The organism is Exiguobacterium sp. s40, assembly GCF_018617905.1.
Lineage (GTDB): Bacteria > Bacillota > Bacilli > Exiguobacteriales > Exiguobacteriaceae > Exiguobacterium > Exiguobacterium mexicanum_A.
This window is the reverse complement of record NZ_JACSLC010000007.1, coordinates 1-20,776: the sequence shown is the minus strand read 5'-3', so window position 1 is coordinate 20,776 and position 20,776 is coordinate 1. Positions and strand designations below refer to the sequence as shown.

Genomic DNA, 20,776 nt, shown 5'->3' with positions numbered 1-20,776 from the left:
ACCTCTAAAGTTATAGATTCTTACTCATCAAACCATAATTGACGACTTTTCTCAAACCCTACATCCGGACGTTATAAGTTTCGGTGTTCCGGGAATGGGATAATACGGTTTCATTCCGCAATTGCAACTAGACGCAGGCAGCTTAGAAGAGAGGATGAGATTCATGCCGTTTCGCCTAAAACCTCATAAACCATACTCTTTCTTCATCGAACATACCGAACGGAGTGGATCCAAGCTCTTTGCTGATCAACTGCACGACCAGTTGGCGAAAGAGACGCATCGTCCCATCGTCCTCGTGTGTATCGGCTCCGACCGTTCCACGGGGGATTCACTCGGACCGCTCGTCGGTACCTTCCTCGAAGAACGGTCCGTTCGCAATATCCATGTTTACGGGACACTGACAAAACCGGTCCATGCCTTGAACCTCGTCGAGACGCTCCACGAGATTCAGACACGATTTCACCGCCCCCTCATCATTGCAATCGACGCCTGTCTCGGCCGATTGTCGAGTGTCGGGTATATCTTCTTTTCGGAAGGGCCGCTCGCTCCTGGCGCCGGCGTCCAAAAAGAGCTCCCTTCGGTCGGTGAATACAACATCAAAGCTGTCGTCAACGTGAGCGGCTTTATGGAGATGATGATTTTGCAGAACACACGCTTACATCTCGTCTACGAGTTGGCCCGTTTCATCACCGACGGGTTCGTCGAGTTCGACTTACGAATCGGACGGCTCCATCAAGAAGAGGCAGCCATTACCCGGCTTCGTCAATCTCGCGACGAATCGAAATCTTGAGGCGATAAAAGCGTCAACAAATGCTCCAAATCGTCTTGCGAGAAATACTTCAGCTCGAGGACGCCCCCTTTTCGACGCGGGCGAATCGATACATCCATTTGAAGACGTTCCGCTAGCACCGCCTCGACGGCTTCCACGTCGGCGTCCGAGCGTTTGAGCGTCTTTTTTTCAATGCGCTCTTTTTGTAAATAGCGCTCGAGTCGGCGGACCGTCCATTGCTCGGCGATGACGCGACGGGCAATCTGTTCCATCGCCTGAACCGATTTCATGCCGGTGATGGCCCGGGCGTGGCCCATCGTCAACTCACCGACCATGACCGCATGCTGGACCGCACTCGGTAACCGAAGCAGTCTCAGGCTGTTCGTCACATGGCTCCGACTCTTGCCGACGCGTTCGGCCAGTTGTTGCTGGGTCAATCCGAGCGTTTGCATCAACTGTTCGTAGGCGAGCGCCTCTTCGATCGCGTTCAAGTCGGCACGTTGAATATTCTCAATCAAGGCGAGTTCCATGACGCGGTCCGAGTCGGCCGTGACAATCAATGCCGGGATATCCGTCTTGCCGGCTAACTTCGCAGCTTGAAACCTGCGCTCGCCGGCGATGATTTCATAAAACCCACTCGCTTTACGGACGACGATTGGTTGCAACACACCGTAACGCTCAATCGATTGCCTGAGCTCGTCTAGCTTTTCTGGTTCGAACTGCTTACGGGGCTGGTTCGGGTTGGGACGAATGTGTTTAATCGGTAACCGTTCCATCATGATTCCTCCATTCCTTCTGACTGATAGCTATAAAAAAAGCACAGGCTCACTTTTGTGGCCGTGCTTTCGGGATTCGAATTCGAATTTCAACAAATTCGTCTTCTTCGACTTCCTCGGTCTGGACTTCGATTCCGGTTTTGCCGATCAAACTGACCGAGTCCCGGATCGTATTGAGGGCGATTCGCGTGTCACGTGCGAAACTTTTCGTCCGACGGCGTTGCTTTTTCGGTTTCCGCTTCTCTTCTTCAATCGGTGTCGTCAAGAAGGCGACGCGTTCTTCCGTCTCTTTGACGTTAAAGTCCTGCTCTATAATCTCCATGAGCACTTGGAGCTGGAGTCCTTCCTCTTTGAGCGGCAAAAGCGCCCGAGCGTGACGTTCATTGATTTGGCGGTCGCGCAAACATTGCTTGACGTCGTTCGGCAATTTCAACAGGCGTAGTTTATTGGCAATCGTCGACTGACTCTTGCCGAGACTCTTCGCGAGCGCGTCTTGTGTCAGACCTTTCATGGCGAGCAGACGATCATATGCTTCCGCTTCCTCGATTGGACTGAGCTGTTCGCGTTGCAAGTTCTCAATCAGCGCCAAGGCAGCTGTCGTATCGTCATCCATCTCCCGGACGATGGCCGGAATGACCGACCAGCCGAGCGATTTAACGGCGCGGAAGCGGCGTTCCCCAGCGATAATCTCGTAGCGTCCCTCTTCTGCTTTTCGGACGACGATTGGCTGCAAAAGACCATGTTCGTCAATCGTGACGGCCAATTCGTCAATTTTAGCCGGCTCGAATACTTTACGCGGTTGATAACGGTTCGGTAAAAGCAACGATAAGGCAATTTCTTGGACAGCATCATTCGATTTGACTTCTGCCAGTTCCGCGACGGCTACTTCCGGACGACTTCCGAACAGTTTAGCAAATGTTTTCTTCAACGTCGGCACCCCTCTATGTAAAAAATAAGCAGATTCCACTACCGGAATCTGCTTTTAGTTTCACGTGAAACACTATTGCTCAGATTAGCGGCTCTTTCGCTGGGATACCCGCTTTACGTGGATATTTCCCAGGCGTTTTTCGTAATTTATCTACAATTACGATATTACGCTCACTCATCTCTCCTGGCAATAGGAACTGGTGTGTCGTTTTTACTTTCCCACCGAGCACGGCCAAGGCGTTTTTCGCATCGACCAGCTCGTCGGAAACCTTCGCTGCTTTGAGCGCTACGAACGTTCCACCGACTTTTGCGAGCGGTAAACAGTACTCGGCGAGCACCGTCATCCGGGCAACAGCACGGGCGGTTACGACATCAAATTGCTCACGAAATTTTTTATTTTTTCCAAACTCTTCGGCGCGTCCGTGATGGAATGCCACACCTTCTAACCTGAGCGCGAGCGCGAGTTCGTTCAAGAACGTGATCCGCTTGTTAAGCGAGTCGATAATCGTCACGTGAAGGTGCGGGAATAGAATTTTGAGCGGCAAACTCGGGAATCCAGCCCCGGCACCGACATCACATATGGTATCCACGTTTGCGAAGTCGAAATGGAACGCCGCACTGAGCGAGTCATAGAAATGCTTCAAATACACTTCTTCCTTGTCCGTGATCGCCGTCAAATTCATCTTCTCATTCCACTCGACGAGCATCTCGAAATACAGTTCGAACTGAGCGAGTTGTTTCTCGCTCAATTCAAACCCTTCTGCCTGCAGCGCCTCAATAAATTGGGATTGGTTCATCGTTTCACTCCACTGTCGCGTATTGTCCTTGCTCGATATAGACAAGAAGAATCGAAACGTCCGCCGGGTTTACCCCGGAAATACGTGACGCTTGTCCAATCGAGAGCGGACGAACTTGTTTTAGTTTTTGTTTCGCTTCCGTCGCAAGACCACCGATTGCATCGTAATCGAGTTTCTCCGGAATCCGTTTTTCTTCCATCCGACGCATCTTCTCGACTTGCTCGAGCTGCTTCGAGATGTAGCCTTCGTATTTCACTTGAATCTCGACTTGCTCCGCCACTTCAAACGGCACTTCGATCGGTGCCGGTGCAAAGCGCATGAGCGTCGCGTACGTCACTTCTGGCCGCTTCAAAAGAATACTGGCATGCGTCGCTTCTTTGAGCGGGTTCGCGCCAACTTCTTCGAGCACGGCGTTCACGTCAGCCGACGGTTTGATGACGAGTCCGTTGAGACGTTTTACTTCTGCCGCAATCGCGACTCGTTTGTCTTCAAGATGGGCATGACGCTCTGGTGACAATAGACCGACTTCATGACCGATGTCGCTCAAGCGAAGGTCCGCATTGTCGTGACGCAGGAGCAACCGATACTCGGCACGGGATGTGAGCAAGCGATACGGCTCGTTCGTCCCTTTCGTCACGAGGTCGTCAATCAAGACGCCGATATACGCCTGTGAGCGGTCCAAGATGACCGGATCTTTGCCGAGCACTTGGCATGCGGCGTTGATTCCGGCCATGATTCCTTGTCCGGCCGCTTCTTCATAGCCGCTCGTCCCGTTGATTTGACCTGCCGTGAACAATCCGCCGACCGTCTTCGTCTCGAGTGTCGGCCAAAGTTGCGTCGGTACGACTGCATCGTACTCAATCGCGTATCCAGGGCGCATCATCTCTGAGTTCTCAAGCCCTGGAATCGTCCGGAGCATTTGATGCTGAACGTCTTCCGGCATACTCGTCGAGAAGCCTTGAACGTAAATCTCTTCCGTGTCGCGACCTTCTGGCTCGAGGAAGATTTGGTGACGCGGTTTATCGTTAAACCGGACGACTTTATCTTCAATTGATGGGCAGTAACGCGGGCCCGTCCCTTTAATGGCACCCGAGTACATCGGCGAACGGTGCAAGTTCTCGTCGATCAATTGGTGTGTCCGCTCGCTCGTGTAGGTGAGCCAGCACGGGATTTGCTCGATCGGGTCGAGGTCTTGCGACGTGTAAGAGAAGAGCGACGGATTGTCGTCCCCTGGTTGAATCTCCGTCTTCGAGTAATCGATCGTCTTGCCGTCGATTCGTGGTGGTGTCCCCGTTTTGAAACGGACGAGTTCGAGCCCGAGCTCTTCTAAATGCTTCGACAATTCGACCGAAGGCATCTGGTTGTTCGGACCGCTCTCATACGACAATTCGCCGATGATGATTTGACCGCGCATGAACGTACCCGTCGTGACGATGACCGCTTTCGAGCGGTACTCCGAACCGGTATTCGTGACGACACCGGCGACTTTCCCGTCTTCGATGAGAAGTCGTTCGACGAGCGCTTGACGAAGCAATAGGTTCGGTTCGTCTTCAAGCACTTTCTTCATATGATTTTGGTATTGGAATTTGTCCGCTTGCGCTCGTAATGCGCGCACTGCTGGACCTTTTGATGTGTTGAGCATCTTCATTTGAATGTATGTCGCATCGATCGCCTTCGCCATCTCGCCGCCGAGGGCATCGATTTCGCGAACGACGATCCCTTTCGCGGGACCACCGATCGATGGGTTGCAGTACATGAATCCGACCATGTCCGGATTCATCGTGAGCATCGCCGTTTTCGCGCCCATGCGTGCCGACGCCAGTGCGGCCTCGATCCCTGCATGACCGGCTCCGATGATGATGACATCAAACTCGCCTGCCGTGTAAGCCATAGTTGTTCCTCCTTATTATTTCCCAAGACAAAACTGTGAAAAGAGTTGATCAATCAAACTTTCTTGAACGGTGTCCCCGTTGATCTCGCCGAGCGTGTCCCACGCCCGTCGTAAATCGATTTGGACCATATCGATCGGCAAATTCATGACGGCACTTCCGAGCGCCTCATCGATTTGTTCGATCGTCCGTTTGATGAGTTGAATGTGTCGTGCGTTCGAGATATATGTCATATCCTGTGATTCGACGCCTTTAGCGAAGAACAAGTTCGAGATCGCCTTCTCCAATGCGTCGATTCCCTCTTCTAATAAGAGAGACGTCGCCACGATCGGGCGACCTGCCGCTAGTTTCTCCAGCTTAGAAGAATCCATACTTTGTGGCAAGTCCGTCTTATTGATGATGATGATCGCATTCATACCAACAATCGCCTCAAACAAGGCCTCATCCTCGACAGTCAGACCTTCGTGCCCGTTCAAGACGAGCAAAATCAAGTCCGCGCCCGTGAGCGCCTTGCGCGATTTCTCGACACCAATCCGCTCGACGATGTCTTCCGTCTCGCGAATCCCTGCCGTATCAATCAATTTGAGCGGAACGCCTTTGACGTTCACATACTCTTCAATCGTATCGCGCGTCGTGCCGGCGATTTCCGTGACAATCGCTTTCGTCTCTTGAACGAGCGTGTTCATGAGCGATGACTTGCCGACGTTCGGCCGACCGATAATCGCTGTCGCGAGCCCTTCTCGTAAAATCTTGCCTTGTCGCGCCGTCTCAAGCAGTTGCTCGAGCACACGTTTCACTTCGCCCGCCTTGTCTTCGACGATGGCCTGGGTCATCTCTTCGGCGTCGTATTCCGGGTAGTCGATATTGACCTCGACCGCCGCAATCGTCTCAAGCAACAATTGACGCAACTCGCGGACAAGCCGTGACAAACGTCCTTCCATTTGTGACATAGCGACGTTCATGGCCCGATCCGTTTTGGCACGAATCAAATCCATGACGGCCTCGGCTTGCGACAAATCGATGCGTCCATTTAAAAAGGCGCGTTTCGTGAACTCGCCCGGTTCTGCCAAGCGGATGTCCGGTTGTTCAAGAATCAGTTCGAGGACACGATTGACCGCGACGATTCCTCCGTGGCAATTGATTTCGACGACGTCTTCTCGCGTGAACGTCTTCGGTGCGCGCATGATGCTCACCATGACTTCATCGACGACCTCGTCCGTGCCAGGACGTTTCAATTTTCCGTAATGGATCGTATGTGACTCCACTTTCGTCAAATCTTTTCCAGAAAACACACGGCCCACCGTCTCGACGGCGCGGTCACCGGACAAGCGGACGATTCCGATTGCCCCTTCACCCATCGGCGTCGAAATCGCCGTAATCGTGTCAAACTCTAGCATCATCTTTCCCTCCCATACTTCTTACTACTTCCTCTATCTTATGCATAACGCACCTACTATACACGATATTTGTCTCGAACGAAAGAGTCCGACCTCTCGAGCAACGGTTGCATTTCAAGGAATTACTTTAGTACAATAAAGGAATATATTTCCATGGAGGACGTGATGAAATGCGACAGCAAGATGCCATCGCCACATTGACCGACAGCCTCATCTCCGACAAGGATGTGCAGGCCATTTTCTTGAAAGGATCGTTCGGACGTGGTGAAGCGGACGAACATTCCGATGTCGACTTGTACGTCATGGTCGCCTCTGACAGCCTGAATGAGTTCTTGCCGCGCCGCCTCGACCATCTGGCCACATATCGCCCGATCCTGCTCGAGGACGAAATCGATATCGTGGCCCCGCAACTGATCGTCGTCTATGATGATTTCTTACATCTCGACTTCTTCACGGTGACGGCGGACACGTTGAACCATCAAGACACAATTACGGTGCTGTACGATCCGGAACACCGACTGCAACATCACCCGAGTTCGCTCACTTTATCTGTTGAAAATTTGAGCGGACACGTGTTTGATGCGATTTGGTTCTTTTTCCAATATACGAAAGCCCGTGACCGCGGCAACGATGTCTGGGCCGTCGAGATGCTCCGGCAAGGCATGAGTCATTTCGCTTACGCACTTGCCGCTCACTATGAACCTGAACGGGCCGCGCTCGGGTTGAAAGACGTGGCCGCCCGGCAGCGGATTGAAATCCGGACCTTTTATGAAGCGTTGACACCCGGCCATCATGCGACAGCCGCTCGCTGGTATATCTCCCGTCTCGAAGCCGAGCGTCCCTTCTTCGAGACGACCGTTGCGTTCGAAATGATTCGTCCGTTTTTGGACCGACTCGTCACCCGTGAAAAAAGCCGCTCCTGATGTGAGCGGCTTTTCGTTATCCTTGCTGACGTCTCGACGAGCGGAGCGTGAAATAGAGCACCCATTCGATCACCCCGACGGCGATGAGAAAACCGCCGAACAATTGGAACAAGACGAGCAGGCTGTCAAACGGGTTCGCCAACATGAGCAGGCCAATCCCAATCCACAATAAACTGCTCAGCATGAAGTACATCCACCGATTGGCGATCGTCCGGCGAAATCCGACGGCTTGAATCAACCGGATGATCCCCCCGAACAAGAAGAGGGCACCGATGAAGATTGGAAGCAGGCTCGCTAACGTCTCGGCGAAGAAAAAGACGATCAAGGCGATCAATAGATAGATGATTCCCATAAAAAAGCCGGGTGGGAGGCCGTTTCGTTTGTGGCGCAACCCTTGAACGATGGCGATTAGACCGATGATGGCAAAATAAGCCGCGACCACATAGACAATCGCATCAAAAAAGAAACGTGGATATAAGATGATGAGTAAACCGATGATGACATAAAGTGCTGCCTGAATGAATGTCGACCGTTCCAACCGTTTGATAAGCGTCTCCATTTGAAAGACCCCTTTCCGATGTAACGAAGTAGACCACTTCTTCCTTTATTCCCGTATTCGGCCTTTATCCATCCGAAGCGACAAAAAAAGGCTGTGGATTGGTTATCCACAGCCTTAGGATTTATTTACGTTTTTTCTTTTTCGTCTTCTTCTCTTCTTCAGCAAGCGCGGCACGTTCTGCTTCTTTCGCCGCAATCTTCGCTTCAGCTTGGACTTTCATCTTCTCACGCATCGGGAGCATGATTGCCATCGTCACGATGATCGAGATGATGTAACCGACGACCCAGTACATCGAGAGGGCGGCCGGAAGGGTGATCGACATGACGAAGATCATCACCGGGAAGATGTAGAGCATCATTTTCAATTGTGGGTTTTGTTCTTGACCCGCCATTGAAATTTTTTGCTGTGCAAACGTCAAGATTGCCGCGAGAATCGGCAAGATGAACGTCGGATCTGGTGCCCCGAGGTCGAACCAAAGGAACTGCGCTTCAAAGATTTCAGGTGTCCGACGGATCGCATCGTAGAACGCGAAGAGGATCGGCATTTGAATCAAGATTGGCAAGCAGCCCGCGAGCGGGTTGATTTGATACTCTTGATACATCTTCATCATTTCTTCTTGAAGCTTGCGTTGCGTCTCTTGGTCTTTCGAGCTGTACTTCTCACGAAGCTTGAGCATTTCCGGTTGCAACACTTGCATCGCACCCATGCTCTTCGTCTGCTTGATCATAAGCGGTAAAATCAAGAGACGAACGATAATCGTTGCAACGATGATCGAGTACCCGTACTGCCACGTCCCACCGATTAAGTAAGCCGCTTCTTTCAACAACCATGCCAATGGCCAAACAAAGTATTTCGACCAGAAGCCTTCCGTCTCAGCCGTGATCGGCTCTCCTTGGATCGTCGATGGGTCGACACAACCAGCCATCAACATGATGACGCCGGTCATGACGGCCAACAATCCTAATTTTAGCTTTTTGCTCATAGTTCCTCCTACGCTTTCTTTATCGATTCTTTTGTTTCATCACACGTCTATCGGTCAATCCTAATTAGTTCGCGTTATATATGAAAGAACGAGCTCGGATTGTTACGATCGATCGACTTGTCTCTGCTTCCAAACTTTAGCCCGTTTAAAGACGTGTTTCAAGCTTTCCGTCACTTCATCTTGTGTAAGGGACGTCGCAGGTTTGCGCGCAATGATGACGTAATTGTGCGGAGCCACGTTTGGTTCGAGCAAGCGAAGTGATTCACGCATCAATCGTTTCATCCGGTTTCGTTCCACGGCATTTCCAAGCTTTTTACTGACCGAAAGTCCGACCCGGAAGTGCGCTTGATCCGCTTTTTGCGTGTAGACGACAAACTGACGATTGGCCACGGAGCGTCCTTCACGAAACACCGCTTGGAACTCTTCATTCTTTTGCAGGCGGTATTCTTTTTTCAAAATTCTCACTCCATCCTTCACTTCAAAAATCGTCAACTAACATCATACCATATCCCATTCATTTCAACGAGGGCGAATCAGCTTTTTCCGTCTGTTTGTGTGACTTCTGTGACGATATAAAAAAAGATTGCCCAAGGAAAAATCCTCGGGCAATCTCATGATCTTTATTAGACAGTCAAGGCTTTGCGGCCTTTACGACGGCGAGCTGCAAGAATGTTGCGGCCGTTTTTAGTCGCCATGCGAGCACGGAATCCGTGGACTTTCTTACGCTTACGGTTGTTAGGATTGAAAGTTGGTTTCATGGTTAAAGCACCTCCTCAAGGTTAACGCTCTATTAGCAAGTTATAGTTTCATTTAAGGCAGTCTTTAAGATTATATAAACAGTTCCCCAGATTGTCAATGAATTTTCGTTAGGTTTTCCATTAGGGCGAAATCAATTGCCAGGGGAGGGGGAGACGATCTCTGGATGGCACGATTTAGAAGAAACGGAAGCGTTAAGTAGCATCGAGAATTAACAATCTTACAGTGACTTTTTTACAAACAGCTGTCTTAAGCCATTTTATCCACATATCCTAAGAATTATCCACACATATATGTGAATAACTCCTTCTTTTTCAACAAATTAAGTATGCCGTTTTTTAATTTTTCATTTTCTTCTCTTAAAAAAATATTCTTCTCCATTCCTTCTTCCTCTTTTGTGTATAACTTTTCTGACCACAACTTTGCTTACTAACAGTTATCCACAACATATCCACAGTTTATCCACACTGTACACAGCATGTGGATAACTGCCTGTGGATTCTTTTGGTCGTCTGTGGATAAATATCAAAAACCGTTGCCACGTCTATTTTATTTTGATAAACTGAATGTGCACAAACTTGTGGATGAACTTTTAGCAATTCCAAGATATACACAGGCTGTGGATAACTGTTATCCCCAACATCAACACCATGTGGATAACGTTATCCACAGTTTTTATTCTCTGGGGATAACCCTAGTATCTACTATAGAATAGTGAATGTGTATATCATGTGAATAAGTTTCGCCAACATGTGAGTAAAGGAGGTCTTTCATTGAAGAATGCTCGCGAGATTTGGAGAAATGTTTTATCTCTGATTGAAGAAGAGGAACGAACGCCAAAAGCCAGCTTTGATATGTGGTTGAAATCAACAGAAGGAATTTCGTTGATGGGGACGACGCTCGTCGTAGCCGCGCCAGCCAGTTTCATTGTGACTTGGCTTGAACGTCAGTACTTGTCATTGTTACAAGATACGATTGAAGAAGTGACAAACAACAAGCTTGAGATTCATTTTATCGAGGAGTCGCAAGCACACAAGTATGCACCTGCGGATGGATCGAAAGAAACGATTGCTGCCACAGAAATGAAAGAACAGCCGCTTCCAGTACTGCCAAAAGAGGAAGGGAACCTCGGACAACTGAATGACAAATACATTTTCGAGACATTTGTCATCGGCTCCGGAAACCGGTTTGCCCATGCCGCCTCGCTCGCCGTGGCGGAAGCTCCGGCCCGCGCCTATAACCCGCTCTTCATTTATGGGGGAGTCGGACTCGGCAAGACACATTTGATGCATGCGATTGGGCATTACGTGAAAGGGCAAAAGCCTGGCGCACGAATTGCTTACGTATCATCTGAAAAGTTCACAAATGAGTTCATTAACTCGATTCGTGACAACAAGACCGAAGAGTTCCGTAACCGTTATCGGAACATCGATGTCCTCTTGATTGATGACATTCAGTTCTTGGCCGGTAAAGAGCAGACGCAGGAAGAGTTCTTCCATACGTTCAATGCGCTTCATAACGACCAAAAACAGATTGTGATTTCTAGCGACCGACCGCCTAAAGAGATCCCGACGCTCGAAGATCGCCTTCGTTCGCGGTTCGAATGGGGTCTTATCACAGATATCACACCGCCTGACCTCGAAACGCGGATTGCCATCTTACGTAAGAAGGCGACAGCAGAAGGGCTTGATATCGCGAACGACGTCATGCTGTACATCGCCAATCAAATCGACACGAACATTCGTGAGCTCGAAGGGGCGTTGACGCGCGTCGTCGCCTACGCCAAACTCGTCGGTCGTCCGATTGATCCGGATGTCGCTGCCGAAGCGTTGCACAATATCATGCCGGTCCAAGAAGCGAAGAAGATCGTCATTCGTGACATTCAAGAGATTGTCGGTCGTCACTTTAATATTGAAGTAGACGAGCTGAAAGCGAAGAAACGGACGAAGACGCTAGCATTCCCTCGTCAAATCGCGATGTACTTGTCCCGTGAGATGACGGAAAGCTCGCTTCCTAAGATAGGAGAAGAGTTCGGCGGACGTGATCACACGACAGTTATCCACGCTCATGAGAAAATTAGTACGTTACTCAAGCATGATCCAGAGATGCAAGAGACGATTCAGACACTAAAGAAGGCTTTGTCCTAACGTCTTGTGTTTCGCTGTGGATATCCTGTGGATAATCCCACATAGTTATCCACATGTTATTCACAGGCAGAATGGCTTAGTACGAGTGGTTCAAGTGACTTATCCCCAGTATCCACAGCCCTTATTACTATTATGACTTAAATAATACTATTATTATTAAACTATATGACTCAGTTCACTTAGGAGGAATTATCCACATGCACTTAACGATTCAGCGAGATGTATTCATGCAAGCCGTACAAGACGTATCGAAAGCCGTTGCTTCTAGAACGACGATTCCAATCCTCACAGGTTTAAAGCTTGAGGCTCATGCCGATGGGTTGACACTCACAGGAAGTGATACCGAGATTTCAATCGAACGCTTAATCCCGATTGAAGAAGGCGGAATCGAACTCATTCAAATCCAACGAGCAGGCAGCGTCGTGCTCAATGCACGCTTCCTTGGCGAAATTGTTAAAAAGTTGCCGACGAATGAAGTGACACTTGAAGTGTCTCCAAACTTTATGACGCGGATTGAGTCAGGACAAGCCGAATTCCACTTGAACGGACTCGACCCAGATGAATACCCACGTCTTCCTGAGCTTTCAAGCGAGCGTCGTTTTTACTTGCCGGCTGATTTGTTGAAGACAATCATCCGCCAGACGAGCTTCGCTGTATCAGCTCAAGAGACACGTCCCGTTCTTACAGGGGTTAACTTCTCAGCTGAAAAAGGATTTTTGACTTGTGTCGCCACGGATAGCCACCGTTTAGCCCTCCGTCGGGCACGGTTCGAGACCGACAACGATTTGACGTTCCAAAACGTTGTCGTACCGGGCCGCTCATTGAACGAGCTCGCTAAATTGCTCGACCGCGAAGAATTGCCAGTCGAGATTGTTTTGACGGATCAACAAATTTTATTCCGAATGAAAAACATCTCGTTCTTCTCACGTCTCTTAGACGGGGCGTACCCGGACACATCACGTTTGATTCCGGAAGAATACCGGACAGCGGTCCGTTTGAACGCTAAAGATTTCTTGCAGGCAATTGACCGAGCCTCGCTGCTCGCCCGGGCCGATCGCAACAACGTCATTAAATTTGTCGCGGAAGAAGCGACGACGGTTGAAGTTTCGTCCCACTCTCCAGAAGTCGGGAAAGTGTCAGAACGCGTCAGCATCCTGTCGCTTGAAGGAGAAGAGTTAAAAATTTCATTCAACTCTAAATTTGTGATGGATGCACTCCGTGCGCTTGATGCTTCAGAAATCGAAATCCAGTTTACGGGTTCGATGCGACCGTTCATCTTGCGTCCGGTCGAACAGGATAGCGTCCTTCAGTTGATCTTGCCAGTCCGTACGTCTTAAATCTGACGGAGCGGATTCGGGGATGATGAGGTGTTTCACCTTATCATCCCCGTTTTTGCCTTATTCGACGTTTTTCGATAAACTAATAAGTATGGCGATTTTTTGTACTAAGTATGAAAGAAAGGAAGTGACGACATGCAAAAAGTGTCGATTACAACCGAGTATGTAACACTCGGACAATTTTTGAAGTTGGCTGATATTATTTCAAGCGGAGGCCAAGCGAAGTTCTTTTTAGAGGACGTTCAGATTAAAGTGAACGGCGAGGTCGATCAACGTCGCGGACGGAAACTACGGGATGGGGATACGATCGAAGTCGAAGGCTTCGGAGACTTCCAAATCGAGGGGAACTAACGTGCACTTAAAGTCGATCCGATTGCAAAACTACCGCAACTACGAAACCCTCGAGCTAGATTTTTCAGAACAGACGAACGTTCTCATCGGGGAAAATGCCCAAGGGAAAACGAATCTACTCGAATCGATTTACGTACTTGCGCTCGCGAAGTCACATCGGACGACGCAAGACCGTGAACTGATCGGCTGGGAAGCGGATGCTGCGATGGTCGAAGGGCGGATTCATAAACGGACCGGTGAGACGGTCCAATCGCTCACGTTTTCACCGAAAGGGAAAAAAGCGAAATTGAACCATCTCGAACAACGTCGTCTCAGCGACTACGTCGGGGCCTTCAACGTCGTACTGTTCGCACCAGAAGACCTCGCCATCGTCAAAGGGAGCCCGCAAGGACGACGTCGGTTTTTAGATATGGAGATCGGGCAAGTGAGTCCTGTTTATCTACATGAATTAAACCAGTACTTGAAGACGCTAAAGCAACGAAACGCCCTGTTGAAACAGCTCTCAATCAAAGGCGGGGATGAGACACTGCTCGAGGTACTCACCGATCAAATGATTGAACTTGCGGTGAAAATCGTTTCACGGCGCCATCATTTCATCGATCAACTCGAAAAATGGGCCGGGCCGATTCACGCCGGCATCACGCGAAACTTGGAGACACTGACGATTCAGTACGTATCGGATACATTCCAAAAAGAACGTTACCCAAAAGATGCGATGTTTGAAACGTATCGTCGAAAGTTTGATAAAATAAGAGAGAACGAACGAAGACGAGGTGTGACGTTATTTGGTCCGCATCGAGATGATTTTGAGTTGTACGTCAACAATCGCAATGTCCAAACGTTCGGTTCGCAAGGTCAGCAGCGCACAGCGGCTTTGTCTTTAAAGCTAGCGGAGATTGAACTGATTCACGAAGAGGTCGGGGAATATCCGCTACTCTTGTTAGATGACGTGTTATCTGAATTAGACGACCATCGCCAAACCCATCTGCTCGATACGATGGGCCAAAAAGTCCAAACGATTATCACGACAACCAATATTGATGGGATCGCTCACGAAACGATTCAACAAGCAAAGGTGTTTCACGTGAAACAGGGCGAAGTTGAAACAGAATCTGTATGAAGTAAGACCAATCCATATGAACACCAATTCATGTATAGTAGGTGAATGAAACCGATGAGTAACGAAAACGAAAAACAAATGCAAGATTATGGTGCCGATCAGATTCAAGTACTTGAAGGGTTAGAAGCTGTTCGCAAACGCCCGGGGATGTATATCGGTTCGACGAGCTCACGAGGACTCCATCACTTAGTATGGGAAATCGTCGATAACTCGATTGACGAAGCACTCGCGGGACACTGTGACACGATTACGGTCACGGTCGAGCCGGGTAACTCAGTCGTCGTTGAAGACAACGGGCGAGGCATCCCGGTCGATGTTCAAAAGAAAACGGGACGTCCAGCCGTTGAAGTCATTTTCACGGTCCTTCACGCCGGAGGTAAATTCGGTGGTGGCGGATATAAAGTCTCAGGCGGTCTGCACGGCGTCGGAGCCTCGGTCGTTAACGCCTTGTCGACGAAACTTGAAGTGTTCGTTCGCCGTAACGGCAACGTCTACTACCAATCATTCAAACGCGGTGTTCCACAAGGAGAACTCGAAATCGTTGGTACGACTGATACGACGGGTACGACTGTCCGTTTCTTCCCGGACGGCGATATCTTTGAGGAGACGCTCGAATACGACTTTGATTTACTCGCCACACGTCTGCGCGAACTTGCCTTCCTGAACAAAGGGCTTCGCATCGTCGCAAAAGACGAGCGCAGTGATGAGACGATTGAACGCAACTATCATTACGAGGGCGGAATCAAGTCATACGTTGAACACTTGAACCGCTCAAAAGCCTCAATCCACGATGAGCCTGTCTATGTACATGGCACGAAGGATGGGATTGAAGTTGAGATCGCGCTTCAGTACAACGAAGGATTTGCGAGCAACATCTATTCATTCACGAACAACATTCCGACCCACGAGGGCGGAACGCACGAGACAGGGTTCAAAACGGCACTGACTCGTTCGATCAACGACTATGCAAAACGCTTCGGTCTCATGAAAGAAGCCGATGGTAGCTTGTCAGGGGATGACGTACGTGAAGGATTGACGGCGATTGTCTCGGTCAAACACCCATCGCCACAGTTCGAGGGTCAAACGAAGACAAAGCTCGGCAACGCTGACGCTCGTACAGCGACAGACTCGCTCTTCACAGACACGTTTGAGCAGTTCTTGCTTGAGAACCCGTCTGTCGGGCGATTGATTGTCGACAAAGGTTTAATGGCGGCACGTGCTCGTCTTGCAGCGAAACGTGCTCGTGAAATGACTCGCCGAAAAGGAATCCTCGAAGTCAGTTCATTGCCTGGGAAACTAGCAGACTGTTCATCGAAAGATGCATCGAAGTCTGAATTGTACATCGTCGAGGGTGACTCGGCCGGTGGCTCTGCAAAATCAGGTCGCGATCGTCACTTCCAAGCGATCTTGCCGATTCGAGGTAAAATCATCAACGTCGAAAAAGCGAGACTCGATAAGATTTTAGCCAACCAAGAAGTTCGTACAATTATTACGGCGCTCGGGACTGGGATCGCGGAAGAGTTCGATCTCGCGAAGGCGCGGTACCATAAATTGATTATCATGACCGATGCCGACGTCGATGGAGCCCACATTCGGACACTGCTCTTGACGTTCTTCTACCGTTACATGCGTCCGCTCGTTGAAAGCGGCTATGTGTATATCGCGCAACCGCCACTTTACGGCTTGAAGCACGGAAAAGACGTCACCTACGTCCAAAATGAACGGGAACTGCAAGAAGCGATTAAACAGCTTCCAGAAAATGCTCGTTACAGTGTACAGCGTTACAAAGGTCTCGGTGAGATGGACCCTGAACAGCTGTGGAGCACGACGATGAATCCAGAGACACGCTCGATGCTTCGTGTCGACCTTCAAGACGCCATTGAGGCGGATGAGATCTTTGAAACACTCATGGGTGACAATGTCGAGCCGCGACGTGACTTCATCCAATCACATGCGCATTACGTGAAAAACCTCGATATTTAAAAAGAAGGGTAGGCAATAACGAATGGCAGAACAAGAAAATATCAAGGATATAAATATTAGCCAAGAGATGCGCACCTCGTTCATGGACTATGCGATGAGCGTAATCGTGTCACGTGCCCTCCCAGATGTACGAGACGGTTTGAAGCCGGTTCACCGCCGCATTCTTTATGCGATGAACGAACTTGGAATTCGTGCTGACAAGCCCCATAAGAAATCGGCGCGTGTTGTCGGTGACGTTATCGGTAAGTATCACCCACACGGTGACTCTGCCGTTTACGAGACGATGGTTCGGATGGCGCAAGACTTTAGTTACCGTTACGAACTCGTAGATGGCCACGGAAACTTTGGTTCTGTCGACGGTGACTCGGCGGCAGCGATGCGTTACACAGAAGCGCGGATGTCGAAAATTGCGATGGAACTCGTCCGTGATATCGGGAAGAATACAATCGATTACCAACCGAACTTTGACGGGGAAGAAAAAGAACCGGTCGTCATGCCTGCCCGGTTCCCGAACTTCTTGGTTAATGGAACGAGCGGGATTGCAGTCGGGATGGCCACGAACGTACCGCCGCATAACTTGAACGAAGTGATTGATGGGGTGCTTGCATTGACGCATAATCCGGATATCACGATTTCTGAGTTGATGCAGCATATTCCTGGTCCTGATTTCCCGACAGCTGGTGAGATTTTAGGACGTAGCGGAATTCGCCGCGCCTATGAGACGGGTCGTGGATCGATCACGATGCGTGCCAAAGCTGAGATCGAAGTGTTGAAAAATGGCCGTGAGCGCATTCTCGTTCATGAAATCCCGTATCAAGTGAACAAAGCGCGCCTCGTCGAAAAGATTGCCGATTTGGTACGCGACAAGAAAATCGAAGGCATCACCGACCTTCGTGACGAATCAGACCGTAACGGGATGCGTGTCGTCATCGAAGTACGCCGCGATGCGAATGCCAGCGTCATTTTGAACAACTTGTACAAACAGACGCCGATGCAAACGACGTTTGGGGTCAACATGCTCGCCCTCGTCGGCGGTCGACCGAAGACACTCAACTTGAAGCAGGCAATTTATTACTATATCGAGCACCAAAAAGAGGTCGTTCGTCGTCGGACACAATTCGACCTCGACAAGGCTGAGGCACGTGCTCACATCCTTGAAGGATTGCGCGTGGCACTCGATCATTTGGACGAAGTCATCGCCATCATCCGTAGTACACGGACCGGTGACGAGGCTCGCGAGAAGTTGATCGCTCGTTTTGGATTGTCGACTGAACAGACACAAGCCATTCTCGACATGCGTCTTCAACGTTTGACTGGACTTGAGCGTGAGAAAATCGAAGGCGAGTATCGTGAGATTCGTGCCTTGATCGAAGAACTTCGTGCCATTTTAGGGGACGAAGAGCTCTTGCTCCAAATCATCCGCAACGAGTTGACAGAAATCAAAGAGCGTTACGGCGATCCACGTCGGACGGTAATCCGTACGGACATCATCGAACTCGAAGATGAAGATTTGATTCCGGTCCGTGACATGATGATCACACTTACGAGTGAAGGATACATCAAGTCGATCCCGAGTGACTCATATCGTACGCAACGCCGTGGTGGACGAGGGAAACAAGGAATGGGCACGAACGATGAAGACTTCGTGTTACGTCTTTTGTCTGCATCTACGCATGATACGATTCTCTTCTTTACGAATTTCGGCCGTGTCTTCCGCTTGAAAGGCTATGAGATTCCTGAGATGAGTCGTACAGCGAAAGGGATGCCGATTATCAACTTGCTCCAAGTCGATAAAGGCGAGAAAGTCGAAACGATGATTCCGGTCGATTTCCAGAGTTACTTGGCGGACAAGGCCATCGTCGAGGATGGCACTGAAGACTCGGAAGCGGAAGTGGCGGATGAGCAATTGTCGCTCGTATTCATTACGAAACAAGGACTCGTTAAACGTTCACCGCTCTCGGCGTATGCCCGCATCAATAAAAATGGACTTCGTGCCATCAGTTTGAATGACACCGATGAACTCGTCACCGTTCGTCTCGCGAAGAGCGACGACGAAATGTTGATTGTGACGCGTGAAGGGATGTCGATTCGTTTCCCACTTGAAGGGGAAGTGCGTTCGATGGGCCGTACAGCTCGCGGCGTTCGTGCCATCCGATTGAAAAAGGACGATGATCAAGTTGTCTCGATGGAAATCGTACGACCGACACAAGACGTATTGATCATCACGGAAAAAGGTTACGGAAAACGTACCGCAATGGAGCAATTCCGTACGCAAGGTCGAGGTGGTTCTGGAATCATCGGAATCAAGACCGACCGCGGTACCGTCGTCGGTATGCGAGTCGTGGATGAGGACGACGATATCATGCTCATGACCGAGCTCGGTGTCGCCATTCGAATTGACGCACAGACGATTTCACAAATGGGTCGCAGTACGCGCGGTGTGAAAGTCATGAACATCGAGGACGGCGATCGCTTAGCGACCATCGCAAAATTGAAAAAAGATGAGCTAGAAGAGGAATCAGCAGATGAGATGGAGAATGGATTTGATGGTGAAGCACCAGAAACCGACCTATCGTCTGAAGTGACCGAATAAGGCGAAACAGGTCGAACGGAGCTTCCGTTCGACCTGTTTTCATACGATCAGGAGGGATGAGCATGCGACTCGCTATTTCAAACGTTCACGTAGGGATGGTCCTAAAAACATCGGTCTCTTCATTAGAGGCTGGCATTAGACTGACGAATGAACATTTACGCTTGCTTCGGTTTTTAAAAGTGGAGACGATTGAAGTTGCTCCTGTGGAACGTCGTCGCTTCACGCAAGAAGAAGAACGCGATTTGTGTGAGAAGATCCTCCAATATGAACGTCACTATAATCAATGGGAGGAACGGATTGCTCCGAATCCCTATGAAGCCTTAGAGTTTATCCATCAATTGTTTCGTCGTGATTATCCATTATCAGCTATCGTTACATTTTTCACGAAACAACCACTCCGAAAAAATCACGTCATTCATCATGCGATTTATCGTGCACTCGTTGCAAGGACCTTGTCCAAGTATCGGGGGGATGAACATCGACTCCAGTTCGACTACGGCATCGCCTCGTATTTTGCAGACGCCAGCTACGCAAAAATTCGAAAATGGTCGCATATGCGTTATTTCACAAAAATGGAACGAGAGTTATTGTATCAACATCCACTCGTATCGATGGTGATGTTGCCTCAAGATCAGACGTTGCGCCAGCGCGTCAGTAAATTGGTTGCGGAACACCATGAGCGTCTTGATGGTTCTGGCTTTCCGAATCGTCTCGAGGAGCGGTCGCTCCATCCGGCCTCGCCGCTGTTCATTGTGGCAGATCGATTTTGTCAGTTGACAGCCCCACGAACATTTCGAGACGCTTTGACACCGGAAGAGGCATATTTCTATATGTGGCAAAATGAAGCTTACGATGGGGAAGCACTTACCCTTTTGGCGACATTGCTTGGATTTTATGAAGTTGGTCGAACCGTGTTGTTGAGTAGTGGGGTTCGAGGTACAATCTGTAACTATACACCGAACGTCGAACAACCGATTGTCATATCTGAACCGACGCAAGAAATGTACGATTTGACTTGTTTAGATGAAGTTCGAATCATTGCATTCCAATGATCTGTGGTGTGTTTCTTCTATATAGTGGCGACCGAGAACACACCACATTTTTATTCTTTTAAAATATTTTATTTTTATAGTTGACGAATAGTAGAGCAGGTGCTATTATTAATGAGTCGCTAAGAGCGGCAGACGAACTTTGAAAACTGAACGATGAGGCAAAAAAAGTTTTACAATTTTTGAATGAAGCGCAAGCTTCGTCATTTTTAAAGAGCTATATCAAATTCTTTGGAGAGTTTGATCCTGGCTCAGGACGAACGCTGGCGGCGTGCCTAATACATGCAAGTCGAGCGCAGGAAGTCGACGGAACCCTTCGGGGGGAAGTCGATGGAATGAGCGGCGGACGGGTGAGTAACACGTAAAGAACCTGCCCTCAGGTCTGGGATAACCACGAGAAATCGGGGCTAATACCGGATGG

Annotated in this window: 18 protein-coding genes and 1 rRNA gene; 10 read left to right on the top strand and 9 right to left on the bottom strand. The window is 49.5% G+C overall.

The features are described 5' to 3' along the window. The first annotated feature begins 163 nt into the window (after positions 1-163). Positions 164-790 (top strand): spore protease YyaC, encoded by a 627-nt coding sequence (yyaC, locus tag KNP02_RS08250; RefSeq protein WP_138860245.1) that lies wholly within the window; start codon positions 164-166, stop codon positions 788-790. Here the strand turns inward: yyaC and KNP02_RS08245 are convergent. The 5 genes from KNP02_RS08245 to mnmE all read right to left on the bottom strand — a co-directional run bounded on the left by KNP02_RS08245 (position 763) and on the right by mnmE (position 6,555). Next, positions 763-1,545, bottom strand: coding sequence for a ParB/RepB/Spo0J family partition protein (locus KNP02_RS08245; protein ID WP_034780310.1), 783 nt, complete (start codon positions 1,543-1,545; stop codon positions 763-765). The two genes, yyaC and KNP02_RS08245, sit on opposite strands and share 28 nt — an antisense overlap. Before the next feature lie 49 nt (positions 1,546-1,594). After that, positions 1,595-2,473: a nucleoid occlusion protein gene (gene noc, locus KNP02_RS08240; protein ID WP_034780308.1), complete on the bottom strand. Its 879-nt coding sequence runs from the start codon at positions 2,471-2,473 to the stop codon at positions 1,595-1,597. Between the two features lie 79 nt (positions 2,474-2,552). Then, positions 2,553-3,269 (bottom strand): 16S rRNA (guanine(527)-N(7))-methyltransferase RsmG, encoded by a 717-nt coding sequence (gene rsmG, locus KNP02_RS08235; RefSeq protein ID WP_214708187.1) that lies wholly within the window; start codon positions 3,267-3,269, stop codon positions 2,553-2,555. A 4-nt stretch (positions 3,270-3,273) separates the two neighbouring features. Further along, the gene (mnmG, locus tag KNP02_RS08230) at positions 3,274-5,160 is read right to left on the bottom strand and encodes a tRNA uridine-5-carboxymethylaminomethyl(34) synthesis enzyme MnmG (protein WP_214708186.1); all 1,887 of its coding nucleotides are present in this window, start codon (positions 5,158-5,160) and stop codon (positions 3,274-3,276) included. A 15-nt stretch (positions 5,161-5,175) separates the two neighbouring features. Further along, positions 5,176-6,555: a tRNA uridine-5-carboxymethylaminomethyl(34) synthesis GTPase MnmE gene (gene mnmE / locus KNP02_RS08225; protein WP_214708184.1), complete on the bottom strand. Its 1,380-nt coding sequence runs from the start codon at positions 6,553-6,555 to the stop codon at positions 5,176-5,178. 170 nt (positions 6,556-6,725) lie between these two features. Between mnmE and KNP02_RS08220 the strand changes: the two genes are divergently transcribed. Continuing rightward, complete coding sequence (locus KNP02_RS08220; protein WP_214708182.1) at positions 6,726-7,478, top strand: nucleotidyltransferase domain-containing protein; 753 nt, start codon at positions 6,726-6,728, stop codon at positions 7,476-7,478. A 16-nt stretch (positions 7,479-7,494) separates the two neighbouring features. Here the strand turns inward: KNP02_RS08220 and KNP02_RS08215 are convergent, their stop codons facing one another. From KNP02_RS08215 to rpmH, 4 genes are all read right to left on the bottom strand, one after another. Next, positions 7,495-8,037, bottom strand: a complete 543-nt coding sequence (locus tag KNP02_RS08215; RefSeq protein ID WP_214708180.1) for an HdeD family acid-resistance protein — start codon at positions 8,035-8,037, stop codon at positions 7,495-7,497. 121 nt (positions 8,038-8,158) lie between these two features. Continuing rightward, positions 8,159-9,019 carry a membrane protein insertase YidC gene (yidC, locus tag KNP02_RS08210; RefSeq protein ID WP_034780298.1) on the bottom strand — a complete coding sequence of 287 codons (861 nt, stop codon included), beginning with the start codon at positions 9,017-9,019 and terminating at the stop codon, positions 8,159-8,161. 102 nt (positions 9,020-9,121) lie between these two features. After that, positions 9,122-9,475, bottom strand: a complete 354-nt coding sequence (gene rnpA, locus KNP02_RS08205; RefSeq protein WP_034780297.1) for a ribonuclease P protein component — start codon at positions 9,473-9,475, stop codon at positions 9,122-9,124. 167 nt (positions 9,476-9,642) lie between these two features. Next, a complete protein-coding gene (gene rpmH / locus KNP02_RS08200) occupies positions 9,643-9,777 on the bottom strand; it encodes a 50S ribosomal protein L34 (protein ID WP_015880216.1) in 135 nt (44 codons plus the stop codon). 771 nt (positions 9,778-10,548) lie between these two features. Between rpmH and dnaA the strand changes: the two genes are divergently transcribed. The 8 genes from dnaA to KNP02_RS08160 form a co-directional block, all read left to right on the top strand. Then, positions 10,549-11,922, top strand: a complete 1,374-nt coding sequence (gene dnaA / locus KNP02_RS08195; protein WP_214708178.1) for a chromosomal replication initiator protein DnaA — start codon at positions 10,549-10,551, stop codon at positions 11,920-11,922. Positions 11,923-12,119: 197 nt separating this feature from the next. After that, positions 12,120-13,259 (top strand): DNA polymerase III subunit beta, encoded by a 1,140-nt coding sequence (gene dnaN, locus KNP02_RS08190; RefSeq protein WP_034780296.1) that lies wholly within the window; start codon positions 12,120-12,122, stop codon positions 13,257-13,259. Between the two features lie 135 nt (positions 13,260-13,394). Continuing rightward, positions 13,395-13,610 carry a S4 domain-containing protein YaaA gene (yaaA, locus tag KNP02_RS08185; protein ID WP_034780295.1) on the top strand — a complete coding sequence of 72 codons (216 nt, stop codon included), beginning with the start codon at positions 13,395-13,397 and terminating at the stop codon, positions 13,608-13,610. A gap of 1 nt (position 13,611) precedes the next feature. Continuing rightward, the gene (gene recF, locus KNP02_RS08180; protein ID WP_034780294.1) at positions 13,612-14,730 is read left to right on the top strand and encodes a DNA replication/repair protein RecF; all 1,119 of its coding nucleotides are present in this window, start codon (positions 13,612-13,614) and stop codon (positions 14,728-14,730) included. Between the two features lie 54 nt (positions 14,731-14,784). Then, the gene (gene gyrB, locus KNP02_RS08175) at positions 14,785-16,713 is read left to right on the top strand and encodes a DNA topoisomerase (ATP-hydrolyzing) subunit B (protein ID WP_034780293.1); all 1,929 of its coding nucleotides are present in this window, start codon (positions 14,785-14,787) and stop codon (positions 16,711-16,713) included. Between the two features lie 22 nt (positions 16,714-16,735). Next, the gene (gyrA, locus tag KNP02_RS08170; RefSeq protein ID WP_034780292.1) at positions 16,736-19,306 is read left to right on the top strand and encodes a DNA gyrase subunit A; all 2,571 of its coding nucleotides are present in this window, start codon (positions 16,736-16,738) and stop codon (positions 19,304-19,306) included. A 62-nt stretch (positions 19,307-19,368) separates the two neighbouring features. Beyond that, positions 19,369-20,358, top strand: coding sequence for an HD-GYP domain-containing protein (locus KNP02_RS08165; RefSeq protein ID WP_214708176.1), 990 nt, complete (start codon positions 19,369-19,371; stop codon positions 20,356-20,358). Positions 20,359-20,583: 225 nt separating this feature from the next. Further along, a 16S ribosomal RNA gene (locus KNP02_RS08160) occupies positions 20,584-20,776 on the top strand; the annotation flags it as partial.

Excerpts from the sequence above, each read along its gene's own strand:
- mnmE (WP_214708184.1), bottom strand. The coding sequence starts at position 6,555 with ATGCTAGAGTTTGACACGATTACGGCGATTTCGACGCCGATGGGTGAA.
- rsmG (WP_214708187.1), bottom strand. The coding sequence starts at position 3,269 with ATGAACCAATCCCAATTTATTGAGGCGCTGCAGGCAGAAGGGTTTGAA.
- gyrB (WP_034780293.1), top strand. The coding sequence starts at position 14,785 with ATGAGTAACGAAAACGAAAAACAAATGCAAGATTATGGTGCCGATCAG.
- mnmG (WP_214708186.1), bottom strand. The coding sequence starts at position 5,160 with ATGGCTTACACGGCAGGCGAGTTTGATGTCATCATCATCGGAGCCGGT.
- KNP02_RS08165 (WP_214708176.1), top strand. The coding sequence starts at position 19,369 with ATGCGACTCGCTATTTCAAACGTTCACGTAGGGATGGTCCTAAAAACA.
- yidC (WP_034780298.1), bottom strand. The coding sequence starts at position 9,019 with ATGAGCAAAAAGCTAAAATTAGGATTGTTGGCCGTCATGACCGGCGTC.
- yaaA (WP_034780295.1), top strand. The coding sequence starts at position 13,395 with ATGCAAAAAGTGTCGATTACAACCGAGTATGTAACACTCGGACAATTT.
- rpmH (WP_015880216.1), bottom strand. The coding sequence starts at position 9,777 with ATGAAACCAACTTTCAATCCTAACAACCGTAAGCGTAAGAAAGTCCAC.
- dnaN (WP_034780296.1), top strand. The coding sequence starts at position 12,120 with ATGCACTTAACGATTCAGCGAGATGTATTCATGCAAGCCGTACAAGAC.
- gyrA (WP_034780292.1), top strand. The coding sequence starts at position 16,736 with ATGGCAGAACAAGAAAATATCAAGGATATAAATATTAGCCAAGAGATG.
- yyaC (WP_138860245.1), top strand. The coding sequence starts at position 164 with ATGCCGTTTCGCCTAAAACCTCATAAACCATACTCTTTCTTCATCGAA.
- KNP02_RS08220 (WP_214708182.1), top strand. The coding sequence starts at position 6,726 with ATGCGACAGCAAGATGCCATCGCCACATTGACCGACAGCCTCATCTCC.
- KNP02_RS08245 (WP_034780310.1), bottom strand. The coding sequence starts at position 1,545 with ATGGAACGGTTACCGATTAAACACATTCGTCCCAACCCGAACCAGCCC.
- KNP02_RS08215 (WP_214708180.1), bottom strand. The coding sequence starts at position 8,037 with ATGGAGACGCTTATCAAACGGTTGGAACGGTCGACATTCATTCAGGCA.